We start from the raw sequence: 23,528 nt of genomic DNA, 5'->3' as shown, positions 1-23,528 counted from the left end.
GATTTTCTGAATCAAAACCTTATTTTTACATCCGCAAAAGACAAAATGTCGCAATCTTGCGAATATTGATTTCAAATATATACTGCAATGTCTAGAATTTTAACTGGAGTACAAAGTACAGGAACACCACATTTAGGGAACTTATTAGGCGCTATTTTGCCAGCCATAGAAATGGCTAATGATCCGAAAAACGAATCTTTTTTATTTATTGCTAATATGCATTCTTTAACGCAAATTAAAGACGGCAATGTATTAAGAGAAAATACCTACAGCACCGCTGCAACTTGGTTAGCCTGTGGTTTAGATATTAACAAAACTGTTTTTTATAGACAGAGTGATATACCCCAAGTTACAGAATTGTCTTGGTATTTAAGTTGTTTTTTTCCATACCAACGGTTAACATTGGCGCATAGTTTTAAAGATAAATCAGACCGCCTAGAAGATGTAAACTCTGGCTTGTTTACCTACCCAATGTTAATGGCCGCCGATATTTTATTATACGATGCAGAAATTGTGCCAGTTGGTAAAGATCAATTACAACATTTAGAAATAACACGAGATGTTGCGAATAGATTTAATAATATTGTTGGAGAAACTTTGGTTACACCAAAAGCAAAAATTCAAGAACATGTAAAATTAGTTCCTGGAACTGATGGCGAAAAAATGAGTAAATCTAGAAACAATATTATTAATATTTTCTTGACAGATAAAAAGTTAAGAAAACAAATAATGGGAATTAAAACAGATAGCACTCCGCTAGAAGAACCTAAAAATCCTGATACAGATCATGTATTTGCCTTATATAAATTACTTGCTTCGGATGCTCAAATTACCGAAATGAGAGCAAACTACGAAGGAGGGAATTATGGCTATGGCCATGCAAAACAAGCTTTATATGAGCTGATTATTACAAAGTTTGCAACCATTAGAGAACGGTACAATCATTTTATGGAAAACAAACATGAAATTGATGCTGCACTTACTATAGGGGCAGAAAAAGCTACATTTGTTGCTAATGATGTTTTACAAAGAGTTCGTGCAAAAATAGGGTATTAAGGTATTGCTAAATTTGGTTTTAAAATTGATATTCAACCAAATTTCTGAATCTAGAAATGTGGTTTTATGTAGAAGCTAAAATCAGTCTACTCATTGCCAATGAAGGTTAGAAATAATTTTGAACTCTTCGAAATTCAGCATCAATTAGTTAAAGAATCTAATAACAATATTTTGGCATAACAATTGTTTTTAAAAAGTCGAAATCATCAACTGCAATGGACGCCAGTCACCATAGACAAAAATTATGTAAAAGCCTATCATGCAAACATACAATGTTCTGGTATATTTTCAGCTTGCGGTTATATACCGGGTCAAAAAAGAATAGAAAATCTGTTTATGCTTGCATGAAAACTGTACTAATCAATAATAATTTACGCTAACTTTCTATAGGATATCATTTGAGGTTATCCAGTATTACTGAAAAATACTTTATAAATCCTATTGACAAAAAAAATTAAAAACATAAAAAAAAATTGTTGTCCGATAAAAGATAAAAAGACCGCTTTCGCTGTTAGAATAAAGAACAAAGACTTGAATGTAACTACCTGAAAAACAATATTATTATGATTTTAAATTTTTCGATACATCATAAATTCTAAAGCGGTTTTAAAAGCAAGGTATGCTACTTTAAAGGCTCTTCAAAATCAATATTACCAATACTTTAAAACACTTTAGCTAATTTTAATCCGGACAACACTAAAAAAAAACGTCTTAACTGATTTGTTAAGACGTTTTTTATTATGATACGCATAAATCACTCAACTTATGCATATTTCTTATTTTGATTCTATTATCTAAAAACAACTTTAGAAGTTCCGTAATTTACTTCTGCACTGTTTACTTGTAATAACATGACACCTGTTTTCACTTTAAAGTCAAACTCTAATTCGTTTTTACCAGCTGTTAATTGTGCTTTGCCTCTATAAATTACCTTTCCCGTGATGTCTGATAAGGTTACCGTAGCTTCTGTATCTGTTTCACTGAACAATAACAAGTTTACATTGCCTTTACTTGGGTTTGGATATGCCATAAACTCATTCTCAAACTTCTCGATTTTCTGAACCGTTTGACTCTCTACTGCCGTTTTGGTAAACCGTACATTCGAAATCTTTAAATCTAATTCTTTCGTTTGTGCCTCTACGGGTAAGAATGTAAAAGTTAACGTCGTTAAATCTTCTGCTGTCATGTTCTCTTGGCTAGCGCTTGAAGTAAACACATCAAAAGGAACATAATACGTTCGCTCTTCTTCTGAGAAATCTACCATGATACGATACTGTGCTTTCCAATCTTCAATCGAAGATTTGATCAAGCCTAACTCCATTAATCCAGATCCTTTTGCTGTAAAAGCCACATACTGGTATTCAGAATAATCTGCAGAGATGGTACCTGGTAATAAAGATTTATAAAGCGTTAAGTAATCATACTCGCTCGTTGCTTTTAATTCTACATCTCTATTGATTGTATACTCATCATCGCCATATTCTCTCTCAAAATTATTCCACACAAAGTAGTTCAATACTTCTGTATATCGCTTGTCATAGTCTAAGCCCCAGTTACCATCTGCATGATAAAATGCATCTTCTACTTCGTCATTTACTTTAATAAGTGCATCGTATTCATATCCATCGGCAATGTCTAAACGTAAACTTTGCTGAATTTCTGTACTCACAGCATTGTCTCTAAATTTGATATTGTTCGCAGTCTCAGAATACAACTCTACCATATTAACTTCTGCCGTTTTACCAACCTCTGTACTTCTTAAAGCTACCACCAATTCTCCTTTTTCTCTGTAAATTTTAGAGGCATAAGTTTTAGGAAACTTCTGAACCTCTGGTTGCTCTACTGGGATAAAAGAGTTTAAGTTTTCTAAAATGTCTGCTACCATTTTTTGAGTATCCTCTGGTCTTGTAGACCATACTTGGAAGTTATACACATCATTAAACTTCGTATACGCATTTACATACCAGTTTGTCTGAATGGTATAATTTGCATCGTTGTTGTTCTTTGCCGTTGCAAATGAAACTGCATATTCTACAATGCCATTTCTTTGTTTGATTCCCTGCATTAAGAAATTATAACCTCCGATTTCTATCTTTTGAATGTTTAAAATTTCTGCACCTCTTAATCGATCACAGGAAGCTTTCGTATGATTGTAAATCTTATCCGAAGTTTTAATACCTAGAACAACTCCTTTCGTTTCTCCGTCTACAGAAAAATCTACAGACAATACTTCATCTGCCACCGTATAATCTAAGATATCTGTTGGTGACGTTACATTGGCAACATTTCCTGCTACTAATTCTGCTGGAAACATATCTAATAAGGTTTGTCCTTTACCTTGATAAGGCTGTGAAGACTTCATCTTCTTTTTGTTGAATACGTTTTCACTTGACTTTACAAACTCGGTAGGCACAGAATTCTTCTTTCTACCTACATAAATTTTAGAAATTGCATCGCCTAAAGATTCTGACTCTACACCTCCACTGTTTCCTCCAGAAACGACTCCAGAAGGAACAATCCAACCAAAATTTTGGTCTAAATTAGTTTCGCCTGAACCTAAGCTTACATAACTTTTACTTGCTGAATTTAATCCATCAGCATCATATGCCTGAACTAAATTTAAAGGTACAAAACCTGTTGGTATACCACCTGTTACAGTCCTTACATCTACCGTTACAATATAATCTCCTGATGGCAAACCACTAAACAAATAATTTCCATTAACATCTGTGGTCGTTGTTACATCATCACTTGGATCACCTTGGGTTCCTGGATCTAACGTTACCGTTGCTCCTACTAATCCAGGTTCACCTGCATCTACGATTCCATCTCCATCGGTATCATACCAGACTGTATTTCCAATACTACCCGAATTTAAGGTTAAAGTAGCAGTCTCTTCTAAAACACAACTATTATTAAGACCTGAAATTACAACAGTATAATCGCCAATGTCTCCTGCAGAAACATTGTTCAGACTTAAAGTATTAGAATTAGACAATATTGTGTTTGGGTCAGAATTTTTAAACCAATTATAACTTAAAACGGAACTAGATCCAGCACTATAGTCTGGAATACCCGCATTAAAAGTTGTTGTTTCTACACCAGAAGCTGAAACGCTAAAACTAGCATTTGACCCTTGACCTACACTACTATCAGTAGGTGCTATATCTACCGTAATTTGTTCGGCCGTAACAACCGCAGTTGTTGATGCTTGCCCTGTAATTGTTGCTAATGTTGGAATACCATTGACACTAACAGCTCCAGTAATTTGACCATTTGCATCTAAATTACCAGCTAAAATATTAACTGCACTTCCTTCTAAGGAATCCGCACAACCATCGTTATCTGAATCTAAATCTAAATTATTTGGAATACCATCATCATCTGTATCAGCACAAGTATTGTTATATCCATAAATGGTTCCAACAGCATAGGTAGGACCGTTTACTAATTGATCTATTTCTATGGTATTCGTTGCATTCCAAGTAATTGGATTTACCGTCATTCCATTTGCTAAAACCATCGGTTCTAAAGCACCATTTAACGTTCTAGAACCAAAAAATTGGACGTCTCCACTCGGTGAAACAATCAATCTAATTAAAGGTGTTGCGGCATTTGCAGTACCTATTGCCCAAATCTGAGGAATACCACTCGCGCCAAATCTTGCGCCATCTGTAAAAACAATGGATTGAGGAAGCGGTGTAAAGGCTCCTGCTAATTCAATTTCTCCAGAGAATAATGGTGATCCATTAACAAGAATACTAAAGCTATTGTCTAATCTAGTAATATCGATACCAAAACCATTAGAGGCTGAATTTAAAGATGCCGTATGAGAACTTCTGTTGATACTAAAGGCTGAAAAATCTGTAGTTTTCACAAAACAACCTTCATTAATATCTAAAATACCATCATTATCGTCATCTAAATCACATATATCAGAAATATTATCTCCGTCTGTATCTAAATTTCCAGATGCAGTGGCATCACATGGATCACCTCCAAAAACTACATTGATTAAAAATGAGTCGGTGTCAGTTAAAGCGCCTACTCCATTATCTGAGGACACTACTGTTAAAGTATCTGATCCATTAAAATTAAGATTTGGAACATATATCAAAGTAGACAAAACAGCATTGATATTTGCCTCTGTTCCACTCAGTGTAATTGATCCAGGAGCATTAACGACAACCGTTACATCACGTCTTGCAACAACGTCAAGTGTACCGTTTGTAACAGACAATTGAACAGTCGCTAAATTACCATCTACATCTGTAACGCTCACTCCCGCTATATTTAAATCAGTATTGCTTTGAGTTGTTTGAGGTCCAGGAACTGTATTTACAGGAGGATTGTTTATTGATAAAGTAGCAGATCTTTCTTCAGTACATTTATTACTAGCTATAATTTGTACCGTGTAATCTCCTGCATCTGCAGCAGTAATATTGTTTATCGTTAGTGCACTTGCCGTACTAATAATGGTATTTACATCTGTATTTTTGAACCACTTATAAGTTAATGAAGAAGCACTACCGGCACCATAATTCGGTATACCTGCATTAAATATGGTTGTTACAAAAGCATTTGCATCTACCGAAAAAATTAAGTCATCTCCAGTACCTAAGGTTTGACTAACAGGATTTGCATTCACAACTATTTGTTCTGCAGTAGTTACTGCTGCACTAGTTCCTTGACCAGCAGTTAAACTAGTAGCCGCAAGTATTGGAATTCCATTATCGTTAACACCGCCGATTATTCGATTATTGGCATCTAAATTTGCTGTTGTTATATTCGTACCGCTACCTTCTAAAGCATCTGGACAACCATCATTATCTGAATCGGTATCTAAACTATCTGGAATATTATCTTTATCCGTATCTGTAAGTATACAAAAAGAACCATTCATCATGGTATATCTTATAGAAGATCCCCTTGAATGTAAAATAGAAACTTTTACTCTTTTAATTGATATCCCATTAAAATCAAAAGTAACAGCTCCAAGACTGTCTGTGGTCATTGAATCCCCATCAACATTACCTCCTGAAGTATACTCAAATACATTTCCGTTTTGACCAACTTGTGAACCAATTGCAGCTATATATCCACTCCCAGATAAATTAACTAGGTTATTATTTTGATCATATGCCTCAACAGTCACAGTTTCAGCTTCATCAAAATCAGCCAATTTAAATTTTACCCCAGAAATAGCCTCTGAAAAAGTTATATCTATAGAACCTTCGTCATTATGCTTTCCGCCAAAATTGAATACAGGACCATGTTCGTCTGGTTTTGATAAATTTAAAGAAGCTATACTTGTTCCATTTTCATCAAAAATAATAGAATAATTTATGCCTGCTAAAGTAGTAGGATATGTACCATTATCATCACTACTTAAAGCGCGGAAACCAAAATTATTACGAATATCTAAACTATTTGTATCACCACTACAAACCTCAGATTCATCCGTATCTAAAATACCATCGTTATCATCATCTAAATCACAAATATCAGCAATCCCATCAAGATCTGAATCTAAATTACCGGATAACGCAGCATCACATGGATCTACTATTTCTGATAATTGAAGATTGCCTAATTGATTAGAGCTATCCTTTGAATTTTTTGAAGAAACATTTTCAGTTTTAACAACATCAAAAGCTGAAAGTTTCAGATTTTCTTTTAAAATTTCTGCGAAATTATCAGAATTCCATTCAAATTGTGAACTCAAATTTGCTAAGTTTTCCCAATTCGCTTTATAGCTATCATAAAAAGAAACGTCAATTTCTTTTTCAGAACTAAGACTTATAAATTCATTTACTTTAGGATGCTTATTCGCATAATTGTAAGACGTTATTGATACTAAAAACAGCATCAATAGTAATTTGGTTTTTGTAGGGTAGTTCATGGTTCGGTATTTGTCAATGTGCGAAGATAAAAAAATATTTTAAAAAAAAACTAAAAATACTAGCAATAAAGCAATTAGACTATAGAATTAATGGAATATTGTCGTTATGAATTCAGTATACACCTAAAATTAAAATATTCATCCTCATGAATACTCAAAAAAGGTGGCTAGTATTTCATGAAACGGTAAAAAACTTATTTAAACATTCTATAATTGGGTAAAATCATGGGCGTACCATTTATTTTAACAGCAACATGAGCTTCATGAATTTTGTTACAAACATCATAAAGTAATTGAAAAATCACTTGGAGGCAATCTACAAAACTGAGTCTTATTTATGGCTAAAACTGAAGTTATTATTTGAGTCATTTTGTTTCAAATAAATGAATTTAGAACCTTTAAACATTTCTATATTTTTTATACTTAAAAGATATGATACCTAATTTATAACCAGGATTTTTTACCATAGATTCATTAAATTAATGAGTGAAAATATCACAAAAACCAGTCGTATATGTTTAAGAAAAATTACTGATAATAACCTGTTTCATAGATTTCTAATGGGTTTAATAGTTGGTTTTACTTGCTAAATTTGGTACTATAAAAATGCACAAAAAATTTAATAAAAACGGTTAGTGAGAATTTATATCGAAGTCTAAGGATCATTGCTTCTAATTGTAAAAATTAAAAGAAAATGAACCTCAAAAATAGGAGTGAATTATTCAATATGTTAGAAACTAACAAAAAAAATCAACCTATAAAAGTAAAATTTACTGCATCTTTATTTTTTGTTTATTTTTAATAATTTCTAGAAATGCTCTACCAATTGCTTTAATTACATCCGAAGCTAGCAAAGAAAATTCTCCTGTTTCTTGTACAGCTAGATCCCCGGCTAACCCGTGTATATAAACGCCTAGAATACAGGTGTTTTTAGGTGTATAATTTTGTGCTAAAAAAGCCGTTAAGATTCCTGTAAGTGCATCTCCACTGCCACCTTTTGCCATTCCTGCATTCCCGGTTGTATTTCTATAAATTTTTCCGTTGGGACAAGAAATAATTGTTTGATGTCCCTTTAAAACAACATACACCTTGTTTCTTTTAGAGAAATCAATTTGTAATTTTATTCTTTCATTTTCATTGTCTGACACACCAACCAAACGCTCAAATTCTTTTAAATGAGGTGTAAAAATAGATTCTGCAGGAATCCATTGAAACCAATCTTTATTTTTTGAAATAATAGTAATCGCATCAGCATCTATAATCATGGGTTTATGAAAACTTCGGATAATTTGTTTTAAAGCTTTTGTTGTTTTTTTAGCAGTACCAATGCCACACCCAATTCCTAGAACATTATATTTATTTAGCGCTGTAGTCGATGTAATCATTTTTTTTTGCTTATCACAAATAACCATTGCTTCTGGTATTGAAGTTTGTACTATTGTGAATCCACATTTAGGAATATAAACGGTAAGCAAACCTACACCCGCTCGTAAGCAAGCTTTAGCCGCTAGCGTTGCGGCTCCCATTTTACCATAACTTCCTGCAAATAAAATTGCCTTTCCAAAATCTCCTTTGTGTGAAAAAGGATTTCTTTTTTTAAGAATTAAAGAAATGTTGTCTTTCGTAATTTTCTCTTGATTATAGGGTTCCATTTGTAAATTTACTTATTGCGTTCTGCCGTTATTGTTTGAAATTACCATAAAATAAAATGACATTTTTTTTCTTAATGGGAAAGTAAAAAACAAAGCATATCCTTCGTTACAATTTCTTTTTTGGTTGAAATAGCAAAGAAAAAGACCCATTTTATGATTTTAAGTTCAAATGATAAATGGTACTAATCATTATTCTGAAAATGTTTTTCAACTATCAATCTGGCCATTAAATAGCAAACAGTAGATTCTGCTCCTTGATTTAAATTTATATGGTCTTGTTCTAAACCATCATAACAACCACCCGTAACTGGATTGTAAATGATTTGATGCAAATGATTTTCACCCAAAAACCAGTTAAAAGCAATTTTCATTTTATCTAAATACTCTCTTTTTTTATACATATTAAAAAAGGTACTTAAGGTTAAAATAGTATACGCCACTTCTATAGGTTGTTCCCCAAAAATATTTTTGTCTTTACCCTTATGATGCCAACCTCGATTAGAAATTACCTTAATTTTTTCATTATTAAAAGTGATGTCTAATAAAAATTCAAATGTTTTATACGCGATTACTTCAAACAACTCGCTATTGGTAACTTTTGCAGCTAGCAACATTGCCTCCGGAATTAACGCATTGCCATAGGTTAAATACTCTTCATACCACTGCCAATCTTTATTAGAAACACCTCTATATTTAGACACCAAATTATCCGTTAGTTTGGTAATTAATTCTAAAATACTTTTGTCGTTTTTATAGTGATAATAAAAATACAAGCCTTTTATGCAAAAGGCAATTGCCCTTGGAGATTGTAAGTTATGAATAGTATGCAGTGCTTTTTGAAATGCATTTTCTACTTGCGCTTGTAAATTAAAATCAAACAACTGTCTTAAAGATAAAAATTCGCCCAAAGCCCAAATGGCTCTTCCATTAGAATCTTCTAAATTTTCATCTCTATTTTTATCAAAAAAGAGTTTATGAATGGTCACATAATTTAAGAACGAGCCATCATCTTGTTGACAAAATAAAATAAAATTTAAATAAGCATGAACCAAAGGCAAATCACGAAATTTCCCTGTCAGTTCAAAGTGTTTAGCAACTGCAATTAAAGCTCTCGCATTGTCATCTAAGGTATAACCTGATTCGAAGTCTGGATCTGCTATTTTAGCAAATTGAATCATTCCCAAATCCATTGTTAATCGTTCGATATGCCGCAAATTAATTTCAGGCAATTTATAATTTAGTTCAAAGTTTTTTTCTTTTAATAGCAGTTTTGCGATGTTAATATGACCAATGGCCGCATTTTGCCATGCCGTAGGGCTTATTCTTTGTACAGCATTTAACAGCATTTCTTCCATTAAATCTGAATCAGAAAGTATGGTAATCGCCGCATTTGCCAATTGTTCCGAATTTCCGAAATCGAAATTTATACCTGCACCATCTAATAATTCTAAGGAATGCGGAATAGGTGTTGAAACCACGGGACAAGCTGCCGATAAGGCATAAACTAGTGTACCACTTACTGCTTGTTGCGGATCTTTAGACGTAAAAAAATATAAATCGGTCCGTTGTAAATACTCTAATAATACATCTAATTCAAGATATTTATTGATAAAAAGAACATGATTCTCTATTTTTAATTCCTTTACTTTCTGATGTAAAGAATCCCGATAAACCTCTCCTTCAATTTTTTTAACTTCTGGATGAGTTTTTCCAATAATCAGGTACAAAACACTCGGGAACTTGGTTATAATTTTCGGTAAAGCATCTAATGCGGTTTCAATCCCTTTTCCTTCACTAATCAAACCAAAAGTAGAAATAACAATTCTACTTTTAAAAGGAATCGATTCTTTTAAATTTAAATGAAATGGCTCAATTAAATGCGTTCCATGTGGAATAATTTTTATTTTACCTTCCTCAATCTCATATTCATTCTTTAATATATTGGCAGAAAAATTTGTCATTACAATGATTTTACTCGATAATTGCACAATTTCTTGTACTACAATTTTTCTATCATCATTTGGCTGAGTAAGCACTGTATGAAACGTAGTAATCACGGGTTTCTGGATTTCTCTTAAAAAGTCGATAATAAAATCTCCTAAATGGCCTCCATACAAACCAAACTCATGTTGTAAATAAACTACTTTAATCGCTTCATCTGCATTTATAGCTACAGCCAATCTTTTATAATCTTCTTTTAACCAACTTTCTAAAAAATATTTTACCTCATTTGGATATTTTAAATCGCCGTTTCTTTTTTTTAATGCACAAACCTTTATAGCAAAACTACCATTATATTTATCTTCAATAGCTTTAATTAAATCTTTGCTATAAGTTGCTATTCCACATTTTCTTGGAGGAAAAGACGTTATCATTAATATTTCATTACTAATCATTATTTTCAATTTTAAATTTTAATAATTCTTCAATTAATTCTTCTAAATTAACTGAGGCTACAGCAATTCTTTTATCTGCAGCACCATAATATATATACAACCTATCGTCAAAAAAAGAAGTTCCTGTTGGGAACACCACATTATCTACATAGCCATAAATTTCATAAGACAAATCGGGTTTAAAAAGAGTATATGGCAACCTTGCAATTTCTTTTTTAGGATTTTCTAAATCAAGTAAAGCTGCACAAGCGCTATATACATAACCTTCTGAAGTATCATGTACCCCATGATATATAATAAGCCATCCTTCTTTCGTTTCAAAAGGAGGACAACCGCCACCTATATAACTAATTTCTTGCTTATGTTTTGAAGTCATGACAATATGATCATGGATATGCAATAAATAATCATTCCAAAATTCTTTTGTTAAATCTTGGATATTATTTACAGATACAATTTGAATATCAGGTTTTATGCGATGTAAAAAAGTGAATTTATTATCAATAACTCTCGGGAAAAAAACGAGATTTTTATCCCAAAGTAAAACTTCTTTTTCAGGATTATTTTTAATATCTTCTATAATATTGTTTTGAATATGAAAGCGTTCATATTTTTCATTTAAAGTTCCATGACATTCTGTAAGACTCTTAAACTCTTTGTAAGTTACTCGAGGTACTAATAGACCTTTTTTTTCAAAGTCGATCAAATTAACCGATGTAGCATAAGAACCTAGGGCATTTATGCCATTAAAAGCGCAATAGGTTAAATAATAAACAGTATCAATTTTTACAATTCTCGGGTCTTCAATACCATGAATTTCATCTTCTGTAGACGGCACCATTATAGGTTCTTTATTTCGTTGAACTAATTTTAAAGGTCCTTCTAACTTGGCATATCCTAAAGTAGAATAATTACCTTTTCGAACCGCTCGATAAAAAACATGCACAGTGTTTCCTTCTTGCATAATTGCAGGATTTAGTACCCCTTCATTTTCAAATTCTAATTCTGTTTCCGCTAGAATAATGCCTTCTTTTTTTACTGAAATCATTTTTACTTTTTACATTAGTTTTTACAAAAATTACTCAAGAGGATTTAGTTGCTCTAAATCAGAATTTTCTTTGTGACTTCCTCTTAATTTTGAAATAATTTTTTCGTCCTTTTTTAAGGAAGATTTAAGAGACATAATTACCGGAGTAAAAATTAAAATGGAAATCAGAACGCCTAAGGAGAATAAAGAAAAAATTAGTAGCGCTAAAGATGTTTTAATGTTCCATAATAATAAATTGACAATAACTTCACTCGTGTTTTGAAGCGTAAATACAACAATAAATATCAGTGTGATAATTGTTAATATGATATAAGTTGTTTGTTTCATTTTCAACAGATTTTAATCTTATAAGTCTTTATTTGGCATTTTATTTTAATACTCTAGAGCAACTAGAAAGTCCTTTTTATTCAAAAAAATTTTTCACAAAAGCAACTTGTTGATTCTCTGTCATTTTATCTACAACTTCAACATCAATTTTTATATCCTTAAAATGAAAATCATTTATTAAGTAATTAAATAAAGTCATTTTTGCATCTGTAGGACCAAATAAGAGCACATGATTGTATTTTAAAATAACCTCTGCAATTTCCTTATAATAAGCCTCTTGCAATTCCTGTTTTCTATTGTGTATACCTCTTTCACTTTTAATCAAACCATCATCATTTATATTCGATGTGCGGTCTAATGATATTGAATAACTGCGTTTCTTGGATTTTAAATCAATTAAATTTGCAGTTGAATGATCCATCCATATCCCAAGATTTTTTTGTGTTTTCTTGTCTTTTTTCATCTATTTGTGATTAACATTGATTTTAATTTTCGCATATTAAATTATTCTTTTAAAAAGAAGTTTTACAGAAACTATCCATAGAAAAAAAATGTATTTCAAAGCTTTTTTTTGAAAAAAATCAATAAGAAATCATCATACTCATTTATCTATGATACGTATCTTTTAAAGTATGCGATAAAATTAGATGATAAGAAGATAAAGCACCATGACTACGGTCAGTCATAAGCAATAAATAGGTAGAAATAAATGTTTAGAAAAGAAAATATGTGTTGTATTTTAGTTTTGATAACTCAAAAAATGGAGCATTCAGGTATTCATAAAAAATCGCGCTTCAATTACTGAAATAAATTCAGTAATTAAAGCGCGATAAATATAGTTTACATTCCGTTAAACATACAATTTTAGTTCTAGCTTGGCTATTTTTTAAAATTGAGTTTACGAATAAAAAATTCTTAAAATAATTTAATTATTTAGAGCTATTGAACTTCCCAAATTAAGGCTGCGGCTCCGCAAATAGCAGCATTCTTACCATCCATTCCGGAAGTTAATATTTTTACCTTTCCTTTATAAACCTCTAATAAGTATTTCTCAAAATATTTTTCTAAGGGTTCCATTATCCATTTACCACTATTTAAAAGACCTCCCATTAAAAAGAAAGCTTCTGGTTGAGAAAAAGCAGTAAAATTTGCCATTGCCAAAGCAAGAATATCCGCAGTATAATCAAAAGCTTTTAGTGCAATTGGATCTCCTTCTTCTGCCGCTTTGGTAATATCTTCTCCATGTAAATCATTCATAGCGATATCTCGAAATCGACTAGGATCCATATATTTCGATTGCATATATACGATTGTTCGCTTTAAACCTGTTGCAGAAACATAGGCTTCAAGGCCACCTCGAACCCCCAAACCTGTTAATCTACCATCACCCAAAGTCATGCTAACATGACCCAATTCGCCTGCAAAACCGTCCAAGCCTTCAATTAATTTTCCATTGGCAACAATACCAGCGCCTAAACCTGTACCCAAAGTAAGAACAATAAAATCTGACATCCCTTTGGCGTTTCCAAATACCAATTCGCCCAAAGCTGCTGCACTCGCATCATTCATTAATCGCATCGGCATATTTAAGCGTTCTTTCAATTTTTCTAAAAGAGGCACCGATCCTTTCCATTTTAAATTGGCGGCATTTTCTATAGTCCCTTTTCGGCTAGATGCATTCGGTGCTCCAATACCACAACCGATACAATTTACAGGAAATTTCAATCTACCCTTCAGCTCCTCAATACTATTCTTTATTTTATCTAAAAAATCGTCAAGATTCTCGAACTCTTGAGTTCTGAAAAACATATGTTCATGACATTCTCCCTGTTGGTCTACTAATCCTATTTTAGTTTTGGTACCACCAATGTCTATTCCTATTGCTAAATCCATGCATCTTCTAATTTATAAAAAAAGTTTTTTTCGAGGCACTAATATAAGAATAGCTTTTTAGCGAACATATGATAATTGTAATATTTTTTTACTTAAATTAATATTTACTTTTATTCTAAACACCAAACTAATCGCCAAAATAAATTACCGTACAATGAAGTTATACTCGCTTTTGCTTTAAATTATGATAAAAGAAAAGAATGGTTTTACAGTACATCTATAAAACATCACCCATCTTATGTTTTTTTTGTTGAAAATAAAATGGGAAAACGTCTATTTTATTGCTGTAATTTTTAAATGATAAATGATATTAAGTATGATATTTTTTCTGCGAAGTTTTCGTCTGATGAACCCTTTAGTGTATCCAAAAATATGAATTTTTTCCGTTTTATTTTACGCATATTTCGTTAATACAAGTGCCGCCTTTTTCTATGCATTCTAGATTTTCGAAAGTAATTCTTGCTATATTTTTAAGTGCCGTATCCGTCAAAAAAGCCTGATGACTGCTTATTAAAACGTTTTTAAAAGTCATTAGTCTCGCCATGATATCATCTTGAAGAATATCTTCTGAATGGTCTTCAAAGTATAGTCCTTTTTCTTCTTCATACACATCCATCCCGAAATAGCCAATTTGACCCGATTTCAAGGCATCAATTACGTCTTGGGTATGTACCAATGCACCCCGACCTGCGTTAATTAACATGACTCCTTTTTTCATACTCGCAATTCTTTTTTTATAAATTATGTGGTGTGTATCTTCCACTAAAGGCACATGCAGGGTAATAATATCAGATTGCTTGCATAGCGTATCTAAATCGGTATATTCAATACCATATTCTTTAATTAAAAAAGGGTCTTCTACAATATCATAAACTAGCAATTTACAGCCAAAGCCATGTAAAATTTTAGCGACTACCCTGCCAATTTTACCTGCTCCGATAATACCGACTGTTTTATTGTTCATGTCAAAACCTACCAGTCCATCCAAAGAAAAATCCATTTGCATAATCCTGTAATGCGAACGGATTAATTTTCGATTTAGTGCTAACATTACTGCTACTGTAAACTCGGCAATAGCGTTGGGCGAATATTCTGGCACACGCACCATACGGATTCCTATTTTTTGAGCATGAGCAGCATCTATGTTATTAAAACCTGCCGAACGAAAAGCCACAAAGCGAACTCCCAATTCATGCAACTTATCTAAAACAGGTGCAGAAGCATCATCTTCAGTAAAAATAGAAATCGCCTCGCAGCCTTCTGCTAACTTTACGGTATCTATATTTAAATATGCATCTAACATCTTTAGGGTATTTTTACCAGCATTGGCAGTTTCTAAATACTCTTTTTCCCAACTGTGTATATTAAATATTGCGATTTTCATAGCCTAAAAATTTAGTTTGAATTACGAATACTTTTCTCTGCTTTGTTCATATTCTCGATTCCTAAAATCAATGCATCCGGATTAAAAGAAATAGAATTGATACCCTTTTCTACTAAGAACTGTGCAAATTCAGCATCATCACTTGGTGCCTGACCACAAAGGCCAATTTTTGTGTGCGTCTTTTGGGCAGATTCAATAACCATAGCAATCATTTTCTTAACGCCAGGGTCATTGGTATTAAAGATATCACTTAAGAGTTCAGAATCTCGATCTACACCCAAAGTTAACTGAGTAAGGTCATTAGAGCCAATGGAAAAACCATCAAAAAATTCAGCGAACTCTTCAGCTAGAATCACATTGTTTGGTATTTCGGTCATCATATACAGTTCTAAGCCTTTTTCACCACGTTTTAGGCCGTTTTTCTCCATAACTTCTAGTACTTTTTTAGCCTCTTTTAACGTTCTACAAAACGGAATCATGATTTTTACGTTATCCAATCCCATCTCCTCGCGAACCATTTTCATCGCCTTACATTCCAATTCAAAAGCTTCTTGGTATTTAGGATTATAATATCTCGATGCGCCTCTAAAACCTAACATAGGATTTGATTCTTCGGGTTCAAATTCAACACCGCCTATAAGATTAGCGTATTCGTTAGTTTTAAAATCACTTGTTCTAACAATTACATCTTTGGGATAAAATGCAGCGGCAATTTTGGCGATGCCCTCTGCCAATTTATGTACAAAATAATTCGACTTATCAGGATAATAATGTGTCATTTTTTGAATCTGTTCCTTGACCGATACATCTTTTAACGTATCAAAATTCTTTAAAGCCATCGGATGAATCTGAATAATATTGTTGATCACAAACTCCAAACGCATCAACCCTACTCCTTCAGCAGGATAAAACGAAAATTTAAATGCTTGGTCTGGATCTGCCAAAATTAGCATGGGTTGAGTCTGTGGTTTTTTTAAAGCAGAAATATCAACTTTCTTTTCTTCCCAAGGTAAAATACCATCATAAACGATACCGATAGCACCCTCTGCGCAAGAAATAGTAATTTCTTGTCCGTCTTTAATTACTTTCGTTGCGTTATTAGAGCCTACAATAGCAGCTGTACCTACTTCACGAGCCACAATGGCGGCATGGCTAGTTCGTCCGCCTTGATTTGTTATAATTCCACCCGCTTTTTTAAGAATAGGATCCCAATCTGGACTGGTTACTTCTGTAACTAGTATTTCACCTTTTTGAAGTTTATCCGATTCCTCGGCACTAGAAAGTACTCTCGCTTTTCCAGAAGATATTTTACCACCTAACCCCATTCCTCTGACAATTTCTTTGCCTTTTTTTAGGAGTGTGTAGGTATGGATATTTAAGTTATTTTTGGTATTCTGTACGGTTTCGGGTCTTGCTTGGACAATAAAAAGTTCATTTGTAAGACCGTCTTTAGCCCATTCAATATCCATAGGACGTTTGTAATGATCTTCAATAATAACAGCCCATTGAGCAAGTTTTACAACCTCTGCATCCGTTAATACAAATTGCTCTTGTTTTTCTATCGGTGTGTCTAGATTGATATTACTATTGCCCGAAGCATCATAAACCATCGTTTTTTCTTTGCTGCCTAATTTTCTAGAAATGATGGGTTGAGAAACTCCATTTTTTAAACTAGGTTTAAAAATAAAATAATCATCAGGATTGATGCTACCCTGAACAATATTTTCGCCAAGTCCATAGATACTCGAAATCATTATAACCTGGTCAAATCCTGTATCAGGATCGATCGTAAAGTTTACTCCAGAGGCTGCTAAATCTGAGCGCACCATCATTTGTATGCCAATAGAAAGCGCCACTTTTGTATGGTCAAAACCATTGTCTTGCCTATATTTTATAGCTCGGTCGGTAAACAAGGATGCATAACACTTTTTGCAGGCATGTATAAGTTCTTCTTTTCCTTTTATATTTAAATAACTTTCTTGTTGGCCAGCAAAACTTGCGTTGGGCAAATCTTCTGCTGTGGCGCTACTTCTCACAGCTAAAGAAATATCACCTTTGTATTTTTTTGATAAAATATCATATCCTTCTTTAATGGCTTCTTTGATATCATCAGGAAGTTCTGTATCGAGAATAATTTTTCTTACAGCTGCACCGATTGTCTTTAAATTAGAGAATTCCTGAACATCCAATTTTGCTAACTGACCAAAAATATCTTCCTTTATACCTACTTCTTCTAAAAAATACCAATAGGCATCGGCAGTCGTCGCAAAACCGTCGGGAACGTTTACCCCTTTTGATGTCAATTTTTGAAACATTTCTCCTATAGAAGCATTTTTGCCTCCTACTATAGGTACATCATTGATGTCTACTTCATTAAAATGTTTTATGTAATTTTTCATTTCCCTCTATTTTTAAAATTTATTCTCAATCAAAATTTATGACCACGAATTTCAGCAAATTGATGACAAATAGTAATGATCTAGGTCATGGAAATAAAAAACTTACAATAGGAACTAGGTTATGATTATTAATCTCTAATGATACTTCTTTAGTATAAATTGGCGATTAATTTAGAATGTGAAATGTCTCGTTTTATTAGGACAGATTTATGTTTGCAGTAAGTACATTTTAAACAATAATAAACCACCCATAGCTTGGACAGCCGATGGCGCTTTCGCCCTTTTTATAATGCGTGTCTATGACTTCGCATACAGGGTTCCGATCTAAAAGTGTGTTTATTTGGGAGAAAAATATTTGCTTAATTTTTCTTGTGCGTACATCTCAAATACTATCTACTAAGGTAGGGTTTTTATGCGCTTTCATAACTTAAAAAAAAGACTTAAATATCTAATAATTAAAAATTTAATTGTCAAAAAAAACAACTTTTTTAATGGATTTTACCTTGCAACGGTCTTGAAATAATTTAATCTAAAAATTTAGTTTTTAACTCTGCAGTTGGCATCATACAACTTTCTTTTTTACCAAACCATTGGTAACGATTTTTAGCAATAAAATCATAAATCAAATTTCTAAAGCTTTCTGGTAAAATCAAAAAAAGTTTTGTAAAACTCCAAAATCCACCAAAATTGTTCATAATTTTAAGGACAGCAGTAGATTTTACATCATAAGAATTCTCTTTTTCCCATAAGATTATTGAATCCGTTTTAGCAATATCGATGCCCAATTTGGAGATGATTTTATTGCCACTTTTAGATTGTAAAGCTGCAAATAGAAATGTGTTCTTTTTATCGTTTTTAATTACTTTTATCACTGAATTATTGCACAAATTGCAAACACCATCGAAAAGAATAATTTTTTTATTTTTAGGTAAATCAATCATTTAACTATAAATTTTGTTTTCAAGGATAGTTTCACTTAGTTCGCAAGTGGATTTTAAAATTTTATAGTAAAATAATATTCCAAAATTCTCAATACAACAAATACACCGAAAGCAATTAAAAGTTTTACAAAATATTTAGCTTTAGTTTGTTGTACTTTTTCAAAATTCACTAGGGCTTTTATACTCGCAATCATTTTGTCTTTATGTATCCAAAGAATAACCAATATTAAAAATTGATATAGTATTGCGGCTTTTAAAGCGCCTAAATGAACACCGTAGAAAATATCCTGAAGAATGACATTTACAAGAATAGCTGTTGTAAGTAAGCATCCTATTAATCGTGTTTTTTTAATCAGAATTAATATTCCACCAGTTACTTCCATTATTCCTAAGGTAATTACAAATGACTTTGAATAACTATAAAAAGCCCACATTAACTCCATTCCAGTCATTTCAGCTACGGTTTTGTTAACATCAACTGCATCCTCAAATTGAGCTACTTTTCCCAAACCATAAATGAGCATTGCTAGTACTACAATCCAACTTATTGCATTTTCAAATATTTCTAATTTATCTTTTTTAGTTAAATTCATTTTAGTATTTTTTTTATGTTAAAATTTGTTTCTAATTTTATTATTAAGTTTTAACTCAATTTATATGAGTATGTTGATTTTAAATTAAAATTAGTATGATGTTATTTTTTAATAATAAGATTTAACGAATTCTCTAAAGCTGGGATTAAATATAAAATAGTACACTATTAAAAATAGTACCATTATTAATACTAATATGCTAACTACTATTAAACACATTGTATAGAGGAAAAAGAGAGAGATGTTTTTTTTCATTATAAAGATTAATAAAATGTTATTTAACATTCATTTTACTTATACTTAAAAAACCAAGTATTGAAAAGGTTATAAAATAGCATAAACTTAAGAAGGCAACTTTGGGAAACCATAAAGATATATTTGATTCTTCTGTACTTAAAGGAACTAAACTTAAAGAACTATAGGAATACGGGAAATACAGTGATTCACCGGTTTTATAAACAATTAACCCAGTGATTACTAAAACGATTCCTATGCCTAAAGGCGTTATAAAGTTTTTAAATATAAAACTGATCCAAAACTGAATGCCAACGATTCCCAAAATTGCAATAAACGATCTAAAAAGTAACTTTAATGGTTTTTGGTAATTTGGAAAGTAATCTAAAAAATTTAATTCATTATGTATTAATCCAACTATAGAACCTACTGCTAACATGGCAAAAAAGAATAGAATATAAATAAATAAAATAAGGCCAACTGAAACAGTAAGTTTTCCGAAATAAATACTCCATTTAGGTACTGGTAGCGAAAACAAATATTTAAGAGAAGAAGATTTGTGTTCTATTTGTATGATTAAGCTTGTTATTAATATAATAAACATCGGTATAAGTAATGAAGCAGATACACTAATCTGTTGTGTCATAAATTTTCCCCAAGGATTCACACCTTCAGCAGGAATTAATGTTTCACTCTTTAGTAAATAATAAAAAAAGTAAATTACAGGTATGAATACTGCACTAATAAAAACTAACCAAAGTGTAAATGTGCTTTTTAACTTGATGATTTCGTTTTGAATGCTTTTGGTAAAATAGTTTATCGTATTCATTGTTTTATTTTTCGGTTAATGTTAGGAATAAGTCTTCTAGGTTATTTTTAATATTAATTTGATAAATCTCTATACCGGCTTTTCTAATTTTATCAATTAAAAAAGGAATGTCTTTTTTGTTCTTAATGGTAATATTGATAAAAGACATGTTTAATATTTCAGAATGAATGCTTAATGGACTTATTACGTGTTTTAAATGTTCAGAATCATTCGATTCAATATTTATCACGATATCATCACTTTGTGATTCTTTTAGTGCTTTCACTGTATTTTGGAACAACATTTTCCCGTCATTTATAATACCTACATGACTACATGTTTTCTCAATTTCACTTAGTAAATGGCTTGAAATAAATATAGTTGTTCCATAGTCTTTATTTAAGGATTTGATTAGTGATCTCATTTCTATAATCCCTTTTGGATCTAAGCCATTGGTAGGTTCATCTAGAATTAAAATTTCTGGTTCGCTTAACAATGCAATGGCAATACCCAGACGTTGTTTCATCCCAAGTGAATATTTTTTTACTTTTTTATGCTTTGCATGCGTAAGTTTTACAATCTCCAAGACTTCATCTATCCTACTTTTGTGGATGGATTTGTAATTAGCTGCAATTTTTAGATTATCTAGGGCATTTAAATGCTCATATAATGAAGGATTTTCTATGAGCGCGCCAATTTTAGAGAGATTCTCTATTCTATTTTCTTTAAAAGAGTTCCCAAACAATGAGATTGTTCCGGAGTCTTTTTTTAGCAATCCTAGCAGAAGTCTAATCGTAGTTGATTTACCTGAACCATTTGACCCTAAAAAACCATAAATACTTCCTTTAGGAACTTGTAGATTTAATTTCTTTATATCCTTACTCGATTTTGAATAAGAAAAGTCTAATTTTTGTGCTTCAATGATGTATTTATTCATGATAACTTATTTAACCTATAAGATTTTGTAAGATTGCTGTTTGCCAACATTGTTGGATAGTTTATTTAATCAGATAAACTTTTGACTGAGTAGTATAAAGCATCTTGATGAAAACAGAAATATTTAAAGAATTTATCTTTAATTTTTAAGGAAGCTATAATTCATTTTTTTAGAATTTTTTGTTATTATTTGAATGAAATAAACACCTCTTTTTAATTGACGGATATCAATAGTCTTTGTCTCTTTTTTAGACATGACTTTTTTACCTAAAACAGAATACACTTCTATGGTTTCAATAGCTTCATTAGAACGAATATGTAGTACAGAGGATGTTGGATTTGGATAGATTTTTAAATCATCAATATGCACGGTGTCAAAAGACAAAGCATCACAATTTGTACTCCAATTTGCAGCAGCGTCTTTTGTCCAATTTCCATTGGTCGTTGTTGGATCGAAACCTAAATCATGTTGAATGCATGACAAATTAGCATTGTTCGTTACATCCACAAAATATAAACTACTTGTAAATGAATTTCCATTATTTGCATTCGCTATGTTTAAACTAGTAAGCCCTGAGTTTCTATTCAATACTACCTCTAATAAAAATCCATTCTCGCTCAAATCTAGATCAGTAATGCTATTAGTATCTTCAATAGTAATATATTCCAAATTAGAATTTTTACTTAAATCTAATGTTGTCAAGTTATTTTGACTGATATATAAATCCTCTAAAGATACATTCTTAGTTAAATCTAAAGTAGTTAGGTTATTTTGACCTAAAATTAAAGTTGTTAATGCTGTATTTTGCGTTAGATCAAGCGTAGCTATAGTATTACTAGGAAGTCCACTATTTCCACCTAATGATAAAACCTCAAGATTAGGAGCATTCGTAAGATGCATATTATTTAAAGAAGAATTGGACGCATCTATAGCTACTAAAGAGTTGTTATTTAACAAAGTAAAGGCAGGTAAACTATTATTATTTCTTAAGGTAATTTTTTCTAAATTGGTTAATCCAGAAAAATCTAAAGAAGATACCTTCGTAAAACTTAGATTAAATTCTCTCAAGGCTACTAAATTTGATATATTTATTGCAGTCAATTGCTGAAGCGATACTACTCTTAAATCTGCTAAAGAAGTAAGTGTTGATATCTCTATTGAAGTAAACCCCTCACCATTTATATTAAGTGACTCGATTTTGGTATGAGCTGTTAAATCAATATTGTTTAAATTCGTTGTTGCACTACTAAACACTAAACCTGTAATTTCTGTAAAAGCTTCTAAACCTGTAGGATCAGACCAATTACCAGCAATTAAACCAGTTAGTGTTAACCTACCTGTATATGCAGTGGCCTCGCTACATTGTATTTCACCATCGTTGTTGGTATCAATACCACCAGAACTGCCATTAGATATAATATCAGCCTTTAATGCAGCATCAGGAATAGTAACAACGCAAGAGGTTGCTGTAGAATATTCATACGCACCAATAACTCCTGTGTTGTTTTTTATACTGTGATTAGCTTCTAAATCTGCAACAAAAGAAGATGCCCCAGAACTGACAATCATTTTGCTAGTTCCAATTCCATTATTTAAGTTATTGTGCAGCTCATCATTTGCTATAAGTTCGTTTGTGCTTGTAAAGTGAGCAAAAATAGTTACTGAAGTAAATAAAAAGATGCATAAAAAGTGTAATTTTAATTTCATAATATAGACGGTTTTCAAGTTACCTCAACAAAAATGCCTCAACATGGAGGCATTTTATTTGTATTTTTTCTGAAACTAGGGTCTTTTTTTCTGAAATAGGATATTGTTATTTGATTTTTAATTTTTGAAAAAACAACCTCTTTAAAAATGTCAAAAGCTCATGAAATATATCATGAGCTCTCAAATACTTAACTAAAAACTAACTTAATTTACTGTTGTAGAAGATCCGAAAGCACTATTTGTTGCATTAA

General features: G+C 31.7%; 15 protein-coding genes. 1 reads left to right on the top strand and 14 read right to left on the bottom strand.

Translation table 11 applies throughout. From position 1 onward, the window contains the following. The first annotated feature begins 87 nt into the window (after positions 1-87). Positions 88-1,056, top strand: a complete 969-nt coding sequence (trpS, locus tag K8354_RS18275; protein ID WP_223444207.1) for a tryptophan--tRNA ligase — start codon at positions 88-90, stop codon at positions 1,054-1,056. A gap of 790 nt (positions 1,057-1,846) precedes the next feature. Here the strand turns inward: trpS and K8354_RS18270 are convergent. The 14 genes from K8354_RS18270 to K8354_RS18205 all read right to left on the bottom strand — a co-directional run bounded on the left by K8354_RS18270 (position 1,847) and on the right by K8354_RS18205 (position 23,277). Beyond that, positions 1,847-6,958 (bottom strand): SdrD B-like domain-containing protein, encoded by a 5,112-nt coding sequence (locus K8354_RS18270; RefSeq protein WP_223444205.1) that lies wholly within the window; start codon positions 6,956-6,958, stop codon positions 1,847-1,849. Between the two features lie 770 nt (positions 6,959-7,728). Beyond that, positions 7,729-8,610 (bottom strand): NAD(P)H-hydrate dehydratase, encoded by an 882-nt coding sequence (locus K8354_RS18265; RefSeq protein ID WP_223444202.1) that lies wholly within the window; start codon positions 8,608-8,610, stop codon positions 7,729-7,731. Between the two features lie 182 nt (positions 8,611-8,792). After that, on the bottom strand, positions 8,793-11,006 hold the full coding sequence (locus K8354_RS18260) for a glycosyltransferase (RefSeq protein WP_223444200.1): 2,214 nt from the start codon (positions 11,004-11,006) through the stop codon (positions 8,793-8,795). After that, the gene (locus K8354_RS18255; RefSeq protein WP_223444198.1) at positions 10,999-12,054 is read right to left on the bottom strand and encodes a glycoside hydrolase family 130 protein; all 1,056 of its coding nucleotides are present in this window, start codon (positions 12,052-12,054) and stop codon (positions 10,999-11,001) included. The genes K8354_RS18260 and K8354_RS18255 overlap by 8 nt, the downstream gene beginning before the upstream one ends. A 30-nt stretch (positions 12,055-12,084) precedes the next feature. Beyond that, positions 12,085-12,381: a lipopolysaccharide assembly protein LapA domain-containing protein gene (locus tag K8354_RS18250; protein ID WP_223444196.1), complete on the bottom strand. Its 297-nt coding sequence runs from the start codon at positions 12,379-12,381 to the stop codon at positions 12,085-12,087. A gap of 76 nt (positions 12,382-12,457) precedes the next feature. Then, positions 12,458-12,844 (bottom strand): hypothetical protein, encoded by a 387-nt coding sequence (locus K8354_RS18245; protein WP_223444195.1) that lies wholly within the window; start codon positions 12,842-12,844, stop codon positions 12,458-12,460. Between the two features lie 476 nt (positions 12,845-13,320). Further along, positions 13,321-14,274, bottom strand: a complete 954-nt coding sequence (locus K8354_RS18240; protein ID WP_223444193.1) for an ROK family protein — start codon at positions 14,272-14,274, stop codon at positions 13,321-13,323. A 388-nt stretch (positions 14,275-14,662) separates the two neighbouring features. Then, positions 14,663-15,658, bottom strand: coding sequence for a 2-hydroxyacid dehydrogenase (locus tag K8354_RS18235; protein ID WP_223444191.1), 996 nt, complete (start codon positions 15,656-15,658; stop codon positions 14,663-14,665). Positions 15,659-15,669: 11 nt separating this feature from the next. After that, a complete protein-coding gene (gene ppsA, locus K8354_RS18230) occupies positions 15,670-18,057 on the bottom strand; it encodes a phosphoenolpyruvate synthase (protein WP_223444189.1) in 2,388 nt (795 codons plus the stop codon). A 524-nt stretch (positions 18,058-18,581) separates the two neighbouring features. Continuing rightward, on the bottom strand, positions 18,582-18,998 hold the full coding sequence (locus K8354_RS18225; protein WP_223444187.1) for a thiol-disulfide oxidoreductase DCC family protein: 417 nt from the start codon (positions 18,996-18,998) through the stop codon (positions 18,582-18,584). 53 nt (positions 18,999-19,051) lie between these two features. Then, on the bottom strand, positions 19,052-19,591 hold the full coding sequence (locus K8354_RS18220) for a MauE/DoxX family redox-associated membrane protein (RefSeq protein ID WP_223444185.1): 540 nt from the start codon (positions 19,589-19,591) through the stop codon (positions 19,052-19,054). Positions 19,592-19,865: 274 nt separating this feature from the next. Next, positions 19,866-20,654 carry an ABC transporter permease gene (locus K8354_RS18215; RefSeq protein ID WP_223444183.1) on the bottom strand — a complete coding sequence of 263 codons (789 nt, stop codon included), beginning with the start codon at positions 20,652-20,654 and terminating at the stop codon, positions 19,866-19,868. Between the two features lie 4 nt (positions 20,655-20,658). Continuing rightward, positions 20,659-21,570 carry an ABC transporter ATP-binding protein gene (locus K8354_RS18210; RefSeq protein ID WP_223444180.1) on the bottom strand — a complete coding sequence of 304 codons (912 nt, stop codon included), beginning with the start codon at positions 21,568-21,570 and terminating at the stop codon, positions 20,659-20,661. 138 nt (positions 21,571-21,708) lie between these two features. After that, positions 21,709-23,277 (bottom strand): T9SS type A sorting domain-containing protein, encoded by a 1,569-nt coding sequence (locus K8354_RS18205; RefSeq protein WP_223444174.1) that lies wholly within the window; start codon positions 23,275-23,277, stop codon positions 21,709-21,711. Between the last annotated feature and the right edge of the window lie 251 nt (positions 23,278-23,528).

This window comes from Polaribacter litorisediminis (assembly GCF_019968605.1).
In the GTDB taxonomy this organism is placed as follows: domain Bacteria; phylum Bacteroidota; class Bacteroidia; order Flavobacteriales; family Flavobacteriaceae; genus Polaribacter; species Polaribacter litorisediminis.
This window is presented reverse-complemented; position numbering and strand designations above follow the sequence as displayed.

Coding starts and splice junctions, on each gene's coding strand:
- K8354_RS18210 (WP_223444180.1), bottom strand. CDS start 21,570: ATGAATAAATACATCATTGAAGCACAAAAATTAGACTTTTCTTATTCA.
- K8354_RS18265 (WP_223444202.1), bottom strand. CDS start 8,610: ATGGAACCCTATAATCAAGAGAAAATTACGAAAGACAACATTTCTTTA.
- K8354_RS18270 (WP_223444205.1), bottom strand. CDS start 6,958: ATGAACTACCCTACAAAAACCAAATTACTATTGATGCTGTTTTTAGTA.
- K8354_RS18215 (WP_223444183.1), bottom strand. CDS start 20,654: ATGAATACGATAAACTATTTTACCAAAAGCATTCAAAACGAAATCATC.
- K8354_RS18255 (WP_223444198.1), bottom strand. CDS start 12,054: ATGATTTCAGTAAAAAAAGAAGGCATTATTCTAGCGGAAACAGAATTA.
- trpS (WP_223444207.1), top strand. CDS start 88: ATGTCTAGAATTTTAACTGGAGTACAAAGTACAGGAACACCACATTTA.
- K8354_RS18205 (WP_223444174.1), bottom strand. CDS start 23,277: ATGAAATTAAAATTACACTTTTTATGCATCTTTTTATTTACTTCAGTA.
- K8354_RS18240 (WP_223444193.1), bottom strand. CDS start 14,274: ATGGATTTAGCAATAGGAATAGACATTGGTGGTACCAAAACTAAAATA.
- K8354_RS18235 (WP_223444191.1), bottom strand. CDS start 15,658: ATGAAAATCGCAATATTTAATATACACAGTTGGGAAAAAGAGTATTTA.
- K8354_RS18260 (WP_223444200.1), bottom strand. CDS start 11,006: ATGATTAGTAATGAAATATTAATGATAACGTCTTTTCCTCCAAGAAAA.
- K8354_RS18225 (WP_223444187.1), bottom strand. CDS start 18,998: ATGATTGATTTACCTAAAAATAAAAAAATTATTCTTTTCGATGGTGTT.
- K8354_RS18245 (WP_223444195.1), bottom strand. CDS start 12,844: ATGAAAAAAGACAAGAAAACACAAAAAAATCTTGGGATATGGATGGAT.
- K8354_RS18220 (WP_223444185.1), bottom strand. CDS start 19,591: ATGAATTTAACTAAAAAAGATAAATTAGAAATATTTGAAAATGCAATA.
- K8354_RS18250 (WP_223444196.1), bottom strand. CDS start 12,381: ATGAAACAAACAACTTATATCATATTAACAATTATCACACTGATATTT.
- ppsA (WP_223444189.1), bottom strand. CDS start 18,057: ATGAAAAATTACATAAAACATTTTAATGAAGTAGACATCAATGATGTA.